Origin of the sequence: Streptomyces siamensis (genome assembly GCF_039543605.1) — a bacterium.
GTDB classification, from domain to species: Bacteria; Actinomycetota; Actinomycetes; order Streptomycetales; family Streptomycetaceae; genus Streptomyces; species Streptomyces siamensis.
In genome coordinates this window covers 143,434-157,214 of record NZ_BAABKB010000047.1, presented here as the reverse complement: position 1 = coordinate 157,214, position 13,781 = coordinate 143,434, and the positions used below count along the sequence as shown (strand labels likewise).

Sequence of the window (13,781 nt, the reverse complement as noted above, 5' to 3'; positions counted from 1 at the left end):
CGTCGCGTCGAAATCGACGACGGCTCGGCGGAAGCCCGGTGGAAATCCGGCACGGTCGCGCCACTGTAAGCCCAGCACGAACCCCCCACTCCAGGGGCGGTGAGGGCGGGGCAAGTCAGACCCGCGGCTGTCGTCCAGTGCACCACCGAAATGGGACGCGAGTTCCCCAGGAGGTTCTGCCCCATGGCGCAGTCCGTCGCTCAGCCGACCGCCACACCCACCGCGGTACCCGCCAAGCTGCCGATCGGCGCGATCGCCCCCTGGGCGGTCTTCTTCGGCATCCTGATGCTGGTCCTGCTCTACTTCGTCGGCGCCGAACAGGGCGCCACCGCAGTCGTGTCCGGCGAGAACGTCCACGAGTGGGTCCACGACGCCCGCCACCTGCTCGGCTTCCCGTGCCACTGACGGACACGGGACGTACGAGCCGATGAATTCCTCAATCGTAAGAAACCTGTTGGTGCGTGGCATGCTCGCGGGACTCGCCGCGGGCCTGCTCGCCCTGGTCGTCGCCTACTTCCTGGGCGAGCCGCGCGTCGACTCGGCGATCGGCTACGAAGAGGCGCACTCCCACGCGCACGAGCACGGCGTGGAAGCGGTGTCCCGGACGATGCAGTCCACCGGCGGCCTGGCCACCGGCGTCCTCGTCTACGGGGTCGCGTTCGGTGGTATCGCCGCTCTCGCGTACTGCTTCGCGCTCGGCAGGATCGGCCGCTTCGGGCCGCGGGCGAGCGCGCTGCTGCTGTCGGTGGCGGGCCTGCTCGCGGTCTATGTCGTGCCGTTCCTGAAGTACCCGGCCAACCCGCCGTCGGTCGGCGATCCCGACACCATCGGGAAGCGCACGACCCTGTACTTCCTGATGATGGTGCTCAGCGTGCTGCTGGCCGTCGCGACCGTGATCCTGGGCAAGCGCCTCGCGCCGCGCCTCGGCAATTGGAACGCGACGATCGCGGCGGGCGCGTTCTTCGTCCTCACGATCGGTCTCGCCTACGCCTTCCTGCCGGCCGTGAACGAGGTTCCGAAGGACTTCTCGGGCACCCTGCTCTGGCAGTTCCGGCTCGCGGCCCTCGCCATCCAGCTGACCCTGTGGACCGCCTTCGGGCTCGTCTTCGGGTTCCTGGCCGAACGGGTACTGGCGCCGAAGCCGGCCGCCGGAGACCGGCAGGAGGTCACCGCGGGGGCGACTCCCGTGGCCCACTGAGCGGTGACGGAAGGGCGGCCCCGGTCCTCGACCGGGGCCGCCCTCCTGCGTGCACCGGACGTCAGGCCGGCCGGATCAGCAGCTCGAAGCCGTCCAGCAGCGCCGTGAGGCCGACGTCGAGGTCCACGTCTCGCGCCGGCCCGGGGGGAAGAGTGGCGGTGGTCGCCGAAGGGGCCCACGGGAAATCCCTCTGACGCGTCATCGGCATTCCCAAGTTCTGCAACACGTTCTACTCTGTGCGCCGACCAGCCGGGAGAACCAGCTCGGGCACCGGGCAACAGGAGGCGCCGTGCATCTCGAATACACGCCGGAGCAGCAGCGTCTGCGCACCGAACTGCGTGACTATTTCGCCCAGTTGGTGCCCGACAACGCCTACGCCCGGTACGCCGACCCCGCCTCGCAGAAGCGCTTCTACCGCGAGACCGTCCGACGTCTGGGCGCGGACGGCTGGCTCGGCGTCGGATGGCCGAAGGAGTACGGCGGGCGCGGGCTGACCCCCATGGAACAGTTCATCTTCTTCGACGAGGCGGCCCAGGCGGGCGTGCCCCTGCCCCTGATGGCCCTGAACACCGTCGGACCGACGATCATGCAGTTCGGGACGGAGGAGCAGAAGTCCCACTTCCTGCCCAGGATCCTCTCCGGCGAGATCGACTTCGCGATCGGCTACAGCGAGCCCGACGCCGGCACCGACCTCGCCGCGCTGAAGACGAAGGCGGTCCGTGACGGCGAAGGTGATTACGTCGTGAACGGGCAGAAGATCTGGACGACGAACGGCGACACCGCCGACTGGGTCTGGCTCGCCGTCCGCACCGACCCCGACGCCCCGCCGCACAAGGGCATCACCATGCTCCTGGTGCCGACCTCCGACCCCGGCTACTCGTGCACGCTGATCAACACACTCGCCTCGCACGACACCACCGCCAGCTACTACGAGAACATCCGGGTCCCCGTCACCCGTCGGGTCGGCGAGGAGAACAAGGGGTGGCGGCTGATCACCAACCAGCTCAACCACGAACGCGTGACGCTCGCCGCGCACGGCACCATGGCGATCCGGGCCCTGCACGACGTTCAGCGCTGGGCCATGGAGACCAAGCTCACCGACGGCCGCCGCGTGGCCGACCTCCCGTGGGTGCGCCGCCGGCTCGCGCAGACCCACACCCGGCTCGACGCCATGAAACTGCTCAACTGGAAGATGGTGAACGCCGTCCAGGAGGGCACCCTCACCCCGCAGGACGCCTCCGCGGTCAAGGTGTACGGCTCCGAGGCGCGCCGCGACGCATACGCCTGGCTGATGGAGATCGTCGCCGCGCCCGGGGTGCTCAAGGAGGGCTCCGCGGGGGCCGTCCTGCACGGCGAGCTCGAACGCGGCTACCGCTCCGCGGTGATCTTCACCTTCGGCGGCGGCAACAACGAGATCCAGCGCGAGATCATCTCGTGGATCGGACTGGGGATGCCCCGGGTCCGGCGTTAGCCTGACACGGTGGAGAGCACGTTCCCGGGCGACCCGGGACTCTTCGGTCCCGGCTCCGTGACCTGGCAGATGCACGGCGACCCGATGATGTGGGTCGCCGGCATCCGCGCGCTGTACCTCCAGGCCCTGCACCCACGCGTCGTGCGCGGGGTGACGCAGAACTCCGACTTCCGGCGCGACGCCTGGGGCCGGCTGATGCGCACCGCGAACTTCGTCGGCACGACGACGTACGGCACGGGTGAGGCCGCCGAGAAGGCGGGGGCGAGGGTGCGAAAGATTCACAGCATGCTCACGACGACCGACCCCGGCACGGGGGAGCGCCACCCGGTCGACGAACCCGGACTGCTGTTGTGGGTGCACTGCGCCGAGATCGACTCCTACCTCCACGTGCTGCGGCGCTCCGGCTTCCGGCTGACGGACGAGCAGGCCGACCGGTACGTCGCCGAACACCTGGTCAGCGCGCGACTGGTCGGGCTCGACCCCGCGGACGTACCGGCGAGCCGGGCCGAGCTGGCCGCCTACTTCGACAAGATGCTTCCGGAGCTCGCGGCGGGGCCCGAGGCCCAGGAGGTGGACGCCTTCCTGCGGCGTCCGCCCGTCCACCCGCTGTTGCTCCCGGCGCGCGCCGTGCTCTGGCGGCGCGTGGCACGGCTGGCGTACGCCTCTCTGCCGCCGTACGCCCACGAGTTGTACGGCAGGCCCGTACCGCCGCCCGCCTCGGTGACCCGGCACCTGCGCGTCACGGGCACCGCCCTGCGCTGTGTTCCCGCACGTCTGCGCTGGCAACTCCCGCCCAAACACATTCTGCGCGCCATGTCACGGCTCGGCCCCGGCTCGCGCCCCGCACCATACAAAGTCGGCAGATAGCTCGCCATACTGGACGGGCCGGGGGAGGGCGCGGGCTGAGCAGTGACGGGGGCGATCACACGAGATGGCGGACTCCAGGCTGATCCAGGGCCGGTACCGGCTGCTCGATCTGATAGGGCGCGGCGGCATGGGCGAGGTGTGGCGTGCGCGCGACGAGTCGTTGGGTCGACAGGTCGCCGTCAAGTGCCTCAAGCCGCTGGGACCGCACCACGACCAGTCCTTCACGCGTGTCCTGCGTGAGAGGTTCCGCCGCGAGGCCCGCGTCGCCGCGGCCCTCCAGCACCGTGGTGTGACCGTGGTCCACGACTTCGGCGAGTCCGACGGAGTGCTGTACCTGGTGATGGAACTGCTGGACGGGCGCAACCTCAGCCAGCTCCTGGAGGACAACAAGCACCATCCGCTGGCGGTCGCCGACGTGGTGGACGTCGCCGACCAGGTGGCCGCCGCGCTGGCCTACACCCATCAGCAGGGCATCGTGCACCGCGACCTGAAGCCCGCGAACATCATGCGTCTTGCCGACGGCACCGTGAAGATCTGCGACTTCGGCATAGCCCGCCTCGGCCACGACATCGGCTTCACCTCCCGGTTGACCGGCACCGGCATCGCCATGGGCACGCCGCACTACATGTCGCCGGAGCAGATCAGCGGCTCCCATGTCGACCAGCGCAGCGACCTGTACTCGTTCGGGTGCGTGCTCTACGAGATCGCCACCGGGGCACCGCCGTTCGACCTCGACGACGCGTGGGCGGTCCTCGTCGGCCACCGCGACACACCGCCCGAGCCGCCGCGCAGCCATCGCGCCGAACTGCCCGAGTACGTCGAGCGGATCATCCTGGACCTGCTCGCCAAGCAGCCCGAGGAGCGCCCGCAGGACGCCCGCGAGCTGGCCCGCCGCATCGGTGCGGGCCGCGCCACCCCGATGTACGTGCCGACGGTGGTCACCCCGGCGGTCACGGGCCGCCGTGCGGTGGCGCCCTCGACACAGACGCGCCCCGAACAGCCGCCGTCCCGCGAACCCCGGCTCCCGTCCTGGACCCATGGCATGACCACCGGCCACAAGGCCGCTGGACCCGGGCTGCGCAGCACCCCGCCGGACGCGTCGGCCGGCCTCACCGGAGACTGGATCGCCCGGCCCTCGGCGGCCGTGACGGCCCGGCCCGCGGCCCCCGAACGCCCCGCCCCGTCAACGGAGTTGATCACCACACTGGCGGGGCGGCACAACGCCGGGCTGAGCCTCGGGAGGCTCGGCCGGTGGACCGAGGCGGGCGAGGTGCACCGTGCCGTCGCCGCCGAACGCGAGCACGCTCTTGGACCCGACCATCCCGACACGCTCGCCAGCCGCTACGAGGTCGGTTTCACGCTGAGCCGCACCGGGCGCCCCGCCGACGCGCTGCGCGAGTACGCGCACGTTGCTGAGGCCAGGGAGCGGGTGCTGGGGCCCGATCACCCCGACACCCTCGCTGCGCGCCAGGAAATGGCGTACGTGCTCGGCCAGTTGGGCCGTCACTTCGAGGCGCACCAGACCTACACCTCGGTGCTCGCCGCCCGCGAGCGGGCCATGGGTGCCGACCACCCCGACACGCTGCGCTGCCGCCACAACCTCGCGTTCAACCTGAGCAGGCTCGGACGGCTGGAGGACTCGTACCGCATGGCGAGCGAGGTCGCCGCCGCCCGGGCCCGCGTCCTCGGCCCCACCCACCCCGACACCCTCGTCACCCGGTACGAGGTCGCCTACGCCCTCGGGCAGTTGGGGCACTGGCCCGAAGCGCTCCGCGCCTACCAGGAAGTGGCCGACGCGCGTGCCCAGGCGCTGGGGCCCGACCACCCCGACACGTTCGCCGCCCGCTACGAGGTCGGCATCAGCCTCGGCAGGCTCGGGCGCAGCGCGCAGGCCCTGACGCTCTACCGCGACCTGATCGACGACCGCGTCCGCGTGCAGGGACCGACGCACCCCGAGACCCTGCGCGCCCGGCACGGCCTGGGGGTGAACCTGGGCCGCATGGGCCGCTGGGAGGAGGCGCTCGCGGAGTCCCGTGACGTGTGCGCGATCCGCGAACGCGTCCTCGGCTCCGACCACCCGGACACCCTCGTCAGCCGCAGGGAGGTCGCCGTCGGCCTGGGCTGGCTCGGCCGCTGGGCCGACGCCCTCACCGAGTACCGCGCCGTCGCCGCCGCCCGCGAACGGGTCCTCGGCCCCGACCACCCCGACACCCTCGGCAGCCGCAACGACGAGGCGCACTGCCTGGAGCAGCTGGGACACGGCCAGGAGGCCGTCGAGCTGTACCGCAGGGTGGCGGCGTTACGACAGCAGCGGGCGTCCGGCGGCCACTGAACGGGGAGTCACGGCCACCGGTCACCGGCCACCGGTCACCGCACTCCGCCGGCGACGGGGCAGCGGGTCGGGAGCGCCGGTCACCCCACCCGGTGGCGGCCGGGCGGAGTGTCGCGCACGTCCGGCATCGCGCTCCGGTGGCGACCGGGCCGGGTGTCGGCATCGCGCTCCGGAGACGACCGGGCCGGGTGTCGCCACCGCGCTCCGGAGGCGGTCGGGCCGCGTGTCGGGAGCGCCGGGCACCGTACCCCGGCGGCGGCCGGGCGTCTTGTCGGGGCCGCCGAGCGCCGGCCGCCCGCCCTCCGCTGAACGGCGAGTCAGCACCGCCCCCGCCCGCTCGGGCGCCCGCCGCTTGCCGCGCACCCCTGGCCGACGTAGATCATCACGTGCTACGAAGAACCATGCCTGCACACGAGGGATACGACGCCGTGATCGTCGGCGGTGGCCACAACGGACTGGTCGCCGCCGCCTACCTGGCCCGGGCCGGACGGTCCGTGCTGGTTCTGGAACGTCTGGGGAACACCGGCGGCGCGGCCGTCTCGACCCGTCCGTTCGCCGGAGTCGACGCGCGCCTTTCGCGCTATTCGTACCTGGTCAGCCTGCTGCCCCGGAAGATCGTCCGGGACCTCGGCCTCGACTTCCGGGTCCGCGGGCGCACCATCTCCTCCTACACGCCCGTGGAGCGTGACGGGCGGCCCACCGGGCTGCTCGTCGGCGGCGGCGAGCGGCGCACCCGCGAGGCGTTCGCGCGGCTGACCGGCTCCGACCGCGAGTACGAGGCGTGGCAGCGCTTCTACGGCATGACCGGCCGCGTCGCCGAGCGGGTGTTCCCTACGCTCACCGAACCCCTGCCCACGCGCGAGGAACTGCGGTCCCGCGTCGACGACGAGGACGCCTGGCGGATGCTCTTCGAGGAGCCGGTCGGCGCCGCGGTGGAGGAGTACTTCGCCGACGACCTGGTCCGCGGTGTCGTCCTCACCGACGCGCTGATCGGGACGTTCGCGGACGCCCACGACTCCTCGCTGCGGCAGAACCGCTGCTTCCTCTACCACGTGATCGGCGGCGGCACCGGGGCCTGGGACGTGCCGGTCGGCGGCATGGGGGCGCTGACCGACGCGATCGCCGGCGCGGCCCGCAACGCCGGCGCCACGATCGCCACCGGTCACGAGGCGATCCGCGTCGCGACGGACGGCACGTCCGCCGAGGTCACCTACCGGACCGCCGACGGCGAGGGCGTCGTCGCGGCCCGGCACGTCCTCGTCAACGCGTCGCCGCAGGAGCTCGCCCACCTCACCGGCGACGAGCCGCCCACCCCGGCCGAGGGCGCCCAGCTCAAGGTGAACATGCTGCTCAAGCGGCTGCCCCGGCTGCGTGACAGCGCCGTCGACCCGCGCGAGGCGTTCTCCGGGACCTTCCACATCGCCGAGGGGTACCAGCAGTTGGCGGCCGCCCACGCGCAGGCCGCTTCCGGAGAGCTGCCCGCCGCGCCGCCCTCAGAGATCTACTGCCACTCGCTCACCGACCCGAGCATCCTCGGCCAGGACCTCGTCGACCAGGGCTACCAGACCCTCACCCTGTTCGGCCTGCACACTCCGGCCCGGCTCTTCGAACGGGACAACGACGCGGTGCGGGACGAGCTGCTGAAGTCGACGCTGGCGCAGCTGGACGCCCATCTCGCGGAGCCGCTGGCCGACTGCCTGGCCACCGACGCCGACGGCCGTCCGTGCATCGAGGCGAAGACCCCGCTCGACCTGGAGCGCGACCTGCGGCTGCCGGGCGGCAACATCTTCCACCGCGACCTCGCCTTCCCGTACGCGCAGGAGGGCACGGGCCGCTGGGGCGTCGAGACCCGGCACGCCAACGTGCTGCTGTGCGGTGCGGGGGCGGTGCGCGGCGGCGGGGTGAGCGGGGTGCCCGGACACAACGCGGCGATGGCCGTGCTGGAGGAGGCCGGCCGGCAGAGCTGAGCGTCGGGACGGCGGTGCCGGCCGGTCGCTCCCACGACCGCTCCGGCCCGGCACGCCCACGAGCGCGTCGGCCGGAACGCTCCCGGGAACGTTCCGGCCGGGCGCTGCCACGACCGTTCCGGCCGGGCGCTGCCACGACCGTTCCGGCCGGGCGCTGCCACGACCGTTCCGGCCGGGCGCTGCCACGACCGTCCCGGCCAGGCCGGTGCGGGCGCGTCCCACCCGGCCGGCCGGCACAGCCGTCACCCGTGAGCTGTCAGTCCCGGGACGCCACCCAGCCGACCGCCTCGATCCGGGCGGCGTCCGCCGGGCGTGCCTCGTCGAAGAAGACACGGTCGCCGCTCTCGACCCGCTGGCCGTCGACGTACGCGCCGCGTCCGACGTACAGGCGGTCGGTCGCGTACCGCCAGCGCAGCGTGAGCCGTGGCGTCTGCGGCAGCGGGGCGACGAGCCGGTGCCACACCCGCCCGGACCAGCCGGTGGCCGTACCGGCCGGATGCTCCTGAGGCTCCTTACCGGGCGCCGCCGTGGTGAACGGCACCGGCTGCCAGGTGGCTCCGTCGTCGGTCGAGGACTCCAGGAAGAGGAGGTCCGACTGCGGTTCGGTGTCCCACCACAGGGCGCAGTGCAGGCGGGCGGGGCCCGCTGCGGTGTCGAGCGGGGGCAGGGCCAGTGTGGCCGTCGTGGCGTTCGCCGTACCGGAGAACCAGGATGTACGCCCGCGCGCGGGGCGGACCGGCACGGCCCGTGCCAGGTTGGTCGCGGCGGCGACCCGGGGAGCGGAACCGGATCGCCAGGTGCGCACCGGGTGCACGGAGTTGCCGAGGACGACGAGGAAGGAGTCGGTCGTCGGGTCGAGGACGATCGAGGTGCCGGTGAAGCCGGTGTGGCCCGCCGTGCGCGGGGTGGCCATCGCGCCCATGTACCAGTGCTGGTAGAGCTCGAAGCCGAGGCCGTGCTCGTCGCCGGGGAAGGCCGTGTTGAAGTCCGTGAACATCAGGTCGACGGTCTCCTGCCGCAGGATGCGGGCCTTGCCGTACGCGCCGCCGTTCAGCAGTGTCCGGCCGAGGACCGCGAGGTCCCAGGCGCAGGAGAACACACCCGCGTGCCCCGCCACTCCGCCGAGGGAGTAGGCGTTCTCGTCGTGCACCTCGCCCCACACGAGGCCGCGGTTCAGCCCCGACCAGGGAAGCCGTGCGTCCTCGGTGGCGGCGATCCGCGGCTTCCAGGAGGCGGGCGGGTTGTAGCGGGTGCGGCTCATGCCCAGCGGCGCGGTGATCTCGTCGTGCAGGAGCACGTCGAGGGCGCGGCCGGTGATCTTCTCCAGGACCAGCTGGAGCGAGATCAGGTTCAGGTCGGAGTAGAGGTAGACGGTGCCGGGCGCGTTGAGGGGCTTCTCGTCCCAGATGAGCTTGAGTTTTCCCTCGCGCGTCGGCGCGTTGTAGAGCGGGATCCAGGCGCGGAATCCGGAGGTGTGCGTGAGGAGCTGACGGATGGTCACGTCCTGCTTGCCGCCGCCCGCGAACTCGGGGAGATACGAGGCGACGGTCGCCTCCAGCTCCAGCGCGCCGCGCTCCATCTGCTGCACCGCGAGGATGGAGGTGAACAGTTTCGACACGGAGGCGAGGTCGTAGACGGTGTCCTCGGCGGCCGGGATCTGCTGGTCCGGCGGGAACTCCACGCCGGTGTCCGTCTTGTCGTCGTACGCCGAGTAGCGCACGGCCATGCCGATCGGCCTGTGCAGGGCCACGGTCGAGCCGCGTCCGGCGAGGAGCACCGCGCCGGCGTACCAGGGGTGTCGGGGCGAGGGCGCGAGGAACGCCTCGGCGTCCGTGACCAGTTGATCCAGATGGTCGCCGAGCAGGCCCGCCTCCCGGGCGCTGCCGTGGCGCAGCGTCGTGCGATGCCCCTTCCCCTGTGCGGCCACCGCAGGGCCTGCGGGGAGCGGGGCGAGGGCCAGCGCCCCGCCCACGGCCAGTACGGCGCGGCCCCATTGACGACGGGTCAGCCCGCCGTCCGCTCTTTCCTCAGCGCCTTCGGTCATCGAGCTGCCTCCCGCGTCGCCTGAAAGTATCTTTCCGGACCCAGTGTGCGGAGTGAAACTTTCCTGTCAGACGTGCTCGTGTCAACCCTCGCGGAGAGGCGTGAAGAAATCTGACGGAGCATCAGAAAAGGCCTTCCCTCGTCCGGAGGACTGCGGCATCCTGCGCCCATGCAGACGGAGCTGAGCAAGAGACTGGGAGTCGAGCACGCCATCTTCGGCTTCACGCCGTTTCCCGCCGTCGCCGCGGCCATCAGCCGCGCGGGCGGATTCGGGGTGCTCGGCGCGGTCCGCTACACCGCACCGGACGAACTCGCCCGCGACCTCGACTGGATCGAGGCGCACGTCGGAGGCATGCCCTACGGCCTCGACGTGGTCATGCCCGCGAAGAAGGTGGAAGGCGTCACCGAGGCCGAGGTCGAGGCGATGATCCCCGAAAGCCATCGCCAGTACGTCGAGGACACCCTCGCCAAATACGGCGTGCCCGAGCTCGCGGAGGGCGAGGCGTCCGGATGGCGCATCACCGGCTGGATGGAGCAGGTCGCCCGCGGCCAGCTCGACGTCGCCTTCGACTACCCGATCAAACTCCTCGCCAACGCGCTGGGTTCACCGCCCGCCGACGTCGTCGAGCGCGCCCATGACCGCTCGGTCCTGGTCGCGGCCCTGGCGGGCAGCGCCCGCCACGCCCGCAAGCACGCCGACGCGGGCATCGACATCGTCGTGGCGCAGGGCTACGAGGCCGGCGGGCACACCGGGGAGATCGCCTCGATGGTGCTGACGCCCGAAGTCGTGGACGCCGTAGATCCGTTGCCCGTCCTGGCCGCGGGCGGGATAGGCAGCGGACAGCAGGTCGCCGCGGCGCTCAGCCTGGGGGCCCAGGGCGTATGGCTCGGCTCGCTGTGGCTGACCGTCACCGAGGCCGAGATGCACTCGCGTGCCGTCACCCGCAAACTGCTGGCGGCCGGGTCCGGCGACACCGTCCGCTCCCGCGCGCTGACCGGCAAACCGGCCCGCCAGCTGCGTACCGAGTGGACCGACGCCTGGGACTCCCCGGACGGACCCGGGACGCTGCCCATGCCGCTCCAGGGGCTGCTGGTGGCCGAGGCGCTCTCGCGCATCCAGAAGTACGAGGTGGAGCCGCTGCTCGGCACACCGGTCGGACAGATCGTCGGCCGGATGAACAGCGAACGCAGCGTCCAGGCCGTGTTCGACGACCTGACGCGGGGTTTCGAGAGGGCCGTCGACCGCATCAACCGCATCGCGGGCAGGGAGGAGCGCGCGTGAACACACCGCCGAACGGATTCTGGGCCCAGGCCGCCGCCGACCCCGGGCGCACGGCGCTCGTCGCGCCGGACGGAGAAGAGTGGACGGCGGGGCGGCTGCACGACGAGGCCAACCGGCTCGTCCACGGACTGCGCGCCGCCGGCCTCGAACGCGGCGACGCCTTCGCGGTCGTCCTGCCCAACTGCGCCGAGTTCTTCGTCGCCTACCTCGCCGCGTCCCAGGCGGGCCTCTACCTCGTCCCCGTCAACCACCACCTGGTCGGCCCCGAGATCGCCTGGATCGTCTCCGACTCCGGTGCCAAGGTCCTCATCGCACACCAACGGTTCGGGGACGCCGCCCGGAGGGCCGCCGACGAGGCCGGGCTCCCGGCGTCGCACCGCTACGCCGTGGGCGCGGTCGAAGGCTTCCGGCCGTACACCGAACTCCTCGACGGGCAGCCCGTGTCACCGCCCGCCGACCGCACCCTCGGCTGGGTCATGAACTACACCTCGGGCACCACGGGACGCCCGCGCGGCATCCGGCGCCCGCTGCCCGGCAAACTCCCCGAGGAGTCGTACCTCGGCGGCTTCCTCGCCATCTTCGGCATCAAGCCGTTCGACGGAAACGTGCACCTGGTCTGCTCGCCGCTCTACCACACCGCGGTGCTCCAGTTCGCCGGCGCTTCCCTGCACATCGGGCACCGGCTGGCGCTGATGGACAAATGGACGCCCGAGGAGATGCTGCGCGTCATCGACGCCCAGCGGTGCACCCACACCCACACGGTCCCCACCCAGTTCCACCGGCTGCTGGCGCTGCCGCAGGAGGTGCGGGCGCGCTACGACGTGTCGTCGATGCGGCACGCGATCCACGGCGCCGCCCCGTGCCCCGACCACGTGAAACGGGCCATGATCGAGTGGTGGGGCCACAGTGTCGAGGAGTACTACGCGGCGAGCGAGGGCGGAGGCGCCTTCGCGACCGCCGAGGACTGGCTCAAGAAGCCCGGCACGGTCGGCAAGGCCTGGCCCATCAGCGAACTCGCCGTCTTCGACGACGACGGCAAGGAGCTGCCGCCGGGCGAACTCGGCACCGTGTACATGAAGATGAGCACCGGTGGATTCTCGTACCACAAGGACGAGGCCAAGACGAGGAAGAACCGCATCGGAGACTTCTTCACCGTCGGTGACCTCGGATATCTCGACGAGGACGGGTACCTCTTCCTCCGCGACCGCAAGATCGACATGATCATCTCGGGCGGGGTCAACATCTACCCGGCCGAGATCGAGTCCGCGCTGCTCACCCACCCCGCCGTAGCCGACGCGGCCGCCTTCGGCATCCCGCACGACGACTGGGGCGAGGAGGTGAAGGCCGTGGTGGAGCCCGCACCGGGCCATGAACCGGGCCCGGCGCTCGCCGCGGAGATCCTCGCCCACTGCGAGCAGCGGCTCGCCGGGTACAAGCGTCCCAAGAGCGTGGACTTCATCGAGGTCATGCCGCGTGATCCCAACGGAAAGCTGTACAAGCGGCGCCTGCGGGACCCCTACTGGGAGGGCCGCACCCGGGCAGTGTGACGCAGGTCACATTCGCGACCTGTCACGTGGAGACGCACTCGCCCGTCCTGATGCCGAAACGCCCCCGGGAGCTGCTCCCCGGACCGCCCGGGGGCCCGACATTCAGGAGATGAATTCCCATGCGCGTACTCGTCGCCGGAGCCACCGGAGTCATCGGACGGGCGCTCGTCCCGCTGCTCGCCTCGGTCGGACACGAGGTGGTGGCCCTCTCCCGCACCCCCGGCGAGGGCACCGTCGCCGCCGACGCCCTGGACCGCTCGTCGCTGCACAAGGCGGTGCGCGAGGCGGCCCCCGACGCGGTCGTGAACATGCTCACCGCCATCCCGGCCGCCATCGACCCGCGCCACCTCGCCCGCGACTTCGCCCTGACCAACCGGCTGCGCACCGAGGGCACCCGCAACCTGTACGAGGCCGCCCACGACGCGGGCGTCAAGAAGATCGTCGCCCAGGGCCTGGCCTACGCCTACGACCCGGCCGGACAGGGCGCCGCCGACGAGGACGCCCCCCTGTGGCAGCGCCCGCCGAAGCAGTTCGTCCCGGTCCTGGAGGCGCTCAAGGAGCTGGAGCTGCGCACCGCCGACGCGGGCGGCACGGTCCTGCGCTTCGGACACCTCTACGGGCCCGGCACCGTCTACGCCTCCGACGGGTCCTTCGTGCAGCAGGTCTCGGCCGGGAAGGTGCCGCTGGTCGGCGGCGGGAACTCGGTGTTCTCCTTCACCCACACCCACGACGCCGCCACCGCGGTGATCGCCGCACTCGACAAGCCCGCCAGCGGCCCGTTGAACATCGTCGACGACACCCCGGTGCCATTGCACGAGTGGCTGCCCGAGCTGGCCCGGATGCTCGGCGCCAAGGAGCCCAAGAAGGCACCCGCGGCACTCGCCCGGCTCGCCGTCGGCAGCTGGGGCGTGGCGTTCATGAACGGGCTGCGCGGCGCCGACAACGCGCGCGCCGTGCTCACCCTCGACTGGCGGCCGAGGTACGCCTCCTGGCGCGCCGGGTTCGCCGCCGAGTTGAATGGTGTGACGGCCGGGCGCTGATCGGCAGGGAGCCGGCCGTACGCCGAACCGCAGG

Annotated in this window: 11 protein-coding genes and 1 riboswitch; of the genes, 9 read left to right on the top strand and 2 right to left on the bottom strand. The window is 72.0% G+C overall.

Annotated features, from left to right (window positions below):
* Positions 1–4 precede the first annotated feature (4 nt).
* Positions 5–145: riboswitch (cobalamin riboswitch) on the top strand.
* Positions 146–183: 38 nt separating this feature from the next.
* Together ABEB03_RS42710 and ABEB03_RS42705 are read left to right on the top strand one after the other, a co-directional pair.
* Positions 184–405, top strand: a complete 222-nt coding sequence (locus tag ABEB03_RS42710) for a CbtB domain-containing protein (RefSeq protein ID WP_028799529.1) — start codon at positions 184–186, stop codon at positions 403–405.
* 22 nt (positions 406–427) lie between these two features.
* The gene (locus tag ABEB03_RS42705) at positions 428–1,198 is read left to right on the top strand and encodes a CbtA family protein (protein WP_345658473.1); all 771 of its coding nucleotides are present in this window, start codon (positions 428–430) and stop codon (positions 1,196–1,198) included.
* A gap of 61 nt (positions 1,199–1,259) precedes the next feature.
* On the opposite strand, the gene ABEB03_RS42700 is transcribed toward ABEB03_RS42705, so the two are convergent.
* Positions 1,260–1,400, bottom strand: coding sequence for a hypothetical protein (locus ABEB03_RS42700; protein WP_345658472.1), 141 nt, complete (start codon positions 1,398–1,400; stop codon positions 1,260–1,262).
* Between the two features lie 87 nt (positions 1,401–1,487).
* On the opposite strand from ABEB03_RS42700, the gene ABEB03_RS42695 reads away from it, so the two are divergent.
* The 4 genes from ABEB03_RS42695 (at position 1,488) to ABEB03_RS42680 (ending at position 7,835) form a co-directional block, all read left to right on the top strand.
* Positions 1,488–2,669 (top strand): acyl-CoA dehydrogenase family protein, encoded by a 1,182-nt coding sequence (locus tag ABEB03_RS42695; RefSeq protein ID WP_345658471.1) that lies wholly within the window; start codon positions 1,488–1,490, stop codon positions 2,667–2,669.
* Positions 2,670–2,738: 69 nt separating this feature from the next.
* Positions 2,739–3,536 carry an oxygenase MpaB family protein gene (locus ABEB03_RS42690; protein WP_345658507.1) on the top strand — a complete coding sequence of 266 codons (798 nt, stop codon included), beginning with the start codon at positions 2,739–2,741 and terminating at the stop codon, positions 3,534–3,536.
* Between the two features lie 64 nt (positions 3,537–3,600).
* A complete protein-coding gene (locus tag ABEB03_RS42685) occupies positions 3,601–5,868 on the top strand; it encodes a serine/threonine-protein kinase (RefSeq protein ID WP_345658470.1) in 2,268 nt (755 codons plus the stop codon).
* A 401-nt stretch (positions 5,869–6,269) separates the two neighbouring features.
* Entirely contained in the window at positions 6,270–7,835 is a 1,566-nt protein-coding gene (locus ABEB03_RS42680; RefSeq protein WP_345658469.1) for a phytoene desaturase family protein, read from the top strand.
* A gap of 256 nt (positions 7,836–8,091) precedes the next feature.
* Here ABEB03_RS42680 and ABEB03_RS42675 read toward each other — a convergent pair whose 3' ends face one another.
* On the bottom strand, positions 8,092–9,879 hold the full coding sequence (locus ABEB03_RS42675) for a serine hydrolase (RefSeq protein WP_345658468.1): 1,788 nt from the start codon (positions 9,877–9,879) through the stop codon (positions 8,092–8,094).
* Positions 9,880–10,047: 168 nt separating this feature from the next.
* Between ABEB03_RS42675 and ABEB03_RS42670 the strand changes: the two genes are divergently transcribed.
* The 3 genes from ABEB03_RS42670 (at position 10,048) to ABEB03_RS42660 (ending at position 13,747) form a co-directional block, all read left to right on the top strand.
* Positions 10,048–11,160 (top strand): nitronate monooxygenase, encoded by a 1,113-nt coding sequence (locus ABEB03_RS42670; RefSeq protein WP_345658467.1) that lies wholly within the window; start codon positions 10,048–10,050, stop codon positions 11,158–11,160.
* Complete coding sequence (locus ABEB03_RS42665) at positions 11,157–12,707, top strand: acyl-CoA synthetase (protein WP_345658466.1); 1,551 nt, start codon at positions 11,157–11,159, stop codon at positions 12,705–12,707. The genes ABEB03_RS42670 and ABEB03_RS42665 overlap by 4 nt, the downstream gene beginning before the upstream one ends.
* Positions 12,708–12,826: 119 nt before the next feature.
* Positions 12,827–13,747 (top strand): NAD-dependent epimerase/dehydratase family protein, encoded by a 921-nt coding sequence (locus tag ABEB03_RS42660; protein WP_345658465.1) that lies wholly within the window; start codon positions 12,827–12,829, stop codon positions 13,745–13,747.
* Positions 13,748–13,781: the final 34 nt, after the last annotated feature.

Coding starts and splice junctions, on each gene's coding strand:
- ABEB03_RS42710 (WP_028799529.1), top strand. CDS start 184: ATGGCGCAGTCCGTCGCTCAGCCGACCGCCACACCCACCGCGGTACCC.
- ABEB03_RS42705 (WP_345658473.1), top strand. CDS start 428: ATGAATTCCTCAATCGTAAGAAACCTGTTGGTGCGTGGCATGCTCGCG.
- ABEB03_RS42700 (WP_345658472.1), bottom strand. CDS start 1,400: ATGACGCGTCAGAGGGATTTCCCGTGGGCCCCTTCGGCGACCACCGCC.
- ABEB03_RS42690 (WP_345658507.1), top strand. CDS start 2,739: ATGCACGGCGACCCGATGATGTGGGTCGCCGGCATCCGCGCGCTGTAC.
- ABEB03_RS42685 (WP_345658470.1), top strand. CDS start 3,601: ATGGCGGACTCCAGGCTGATCCAGGGCCGGTACCGGCTGCTCGATCTG.
- ABEB03_RS42680 (WP_345658469.1), top strand. CDS start 6,270: ATGCCTGCACACGAGGGATACGACGCCGTGATCGTCGGCGGTGGCCAC.
- ABEB03_RS42675 (WP_345658468.1), bottom strand. CDS start 9,879: ATGACCGAAGGCGCTGAGGAAAGAGCGGACGGCGGGCTGACCCGTCGT.
- ABEB03_RS42670 (WP_345658467.1), top strand. CDS start 10,048: ATGCAGACGGAGCTGAGCAAGAGACTGGGAGTCGAGCACGCCATCTTC.
- ABEB03_RS42660 (WP_345658465.1), top strand. CDS start 12,827: ATGCGCGTACTCGTCGCCGGAGCCACCGGAGTCATCGGACGGGCGCTC.